At 32.0% G+C, this 1,226-nt stretch carries 1 protein-coding gene; it reads right to left on the bottom strand.

The annotated features are described in order from the left end of the window. A protein-coding gene (locus COL05_RS28455) for an IS3 family transposase (RefSeq protein ID WP_180233486.1) occupies positions 1-1,139 on the bottom strand; the annotation gives its coding sequence in 2 pieces (ribosomal slippage) (positions 1-842 and positions 842-1,139; 1,140 coding nt annotated over the 2 pieces). This gene is flagged as partial in the annotation. Positions 1,140-1,226: the final 87 nt, after the last annotated feature.

Consider the following 1,226-nt stretch of genomic DNA (forward strand, 5'->3'; position numbering starts at 1 on the left):
AGGAGACAGGTAGTTTAACTTTTCTTGAATACGTTCCGTATTATAATACTCAATGTAATCGTGAATGAGTTGTTTGAGAGTAGAAGTTGAATGTATTTGTTTTTCTTGGGAGTAAAACAATTCAGATTTCAATGAGGAATGAAAAGATTCTATTACGGCATTATCATGACAATTTCCTTTACGGGACATACTTGTGGTAATGCCATTCTCTTTAGATAACGTTTGGAAAGCGTAGGAGGTATACACGGCCCCTTGATCACTATGTAGTATAATTTGAGTCTTTTGTTTTAGTTTGATCGCCTTCTCAACTGTGTTTAAGACAAGTGTTACGTCTTGTCTGTTACTTATTTCATACGCAATGATTTCATTGTTATATAAATCCATAATACTTGATAAATACAACATCTCTGTACCAAATGGCAAATATGTAATATCTGTAACCCATTTTTCATTTGGCTTGTTAGCTTGAAAATTTCTATTTAAGAGATTCTCTACAACAATTCTACTTTCTCCATTGATCCAGGTTCTTCTCTTTCTTTTAACCCTACATTGTAAATTTTTCTTTTGCATTATTTTTTGTACGGTTTTTCGATTTAGGTGATAATTATATTTTCGTTTCAATAAAGCAGTAACTTTTCGATGTCCATATCGAAAGTGATTTGTCATACAAATTTTCAAAATAGCCTGTTCTAATTTTGCTTCCTTTACATCTTTCACTTTATTTTTCCATCGATAATAAGTAGAACGAGGTATACCAATTAATATACATATCTCTTTAATGGAGTACTCATCTTTCATCAACTCCACTACTTCTACAACTACTTCTTTAACCAACTCCTCTCGATTTCTTGGTACTTTTTTAAAATATCTAGTTGCATTTTTAATTTCCGATTCTCTATCTGAAGTTTCTCGATTTCAGTTATACCTCCTTCACTAGCCTTTTGTAGCGTACTTTGTTTTCCTACAGGGCGACTAAAACGATACGTTTCACCTTCACGATGCCACTTCATCCAAGTTTTAATCTGTGCTTTATTTTTAATTCCTAATTGTTCCATAATTTCTTTATTTGTGTATCCTTGTTTTTTCAGCTCGATTGCTTTCCATTTAATTTCTTCTGAATAAGATTTTCTCGTTCCCATAAAAGAAACACCTCCGTATATTCGTATTTAAATTAAATACGGTATAAGAGGTGTTTTTTCCTTGTCTTATTTCATTGGGTCACTTCA

This window comes from Bacillus sp. AFS059628, assembly GCF_002571225.1.
Classification (GTDB): domain Bacteria; phylum Bacillota; class Bacilli; order Bacillales; family Bacillaceae_G; genus Bacillus_A.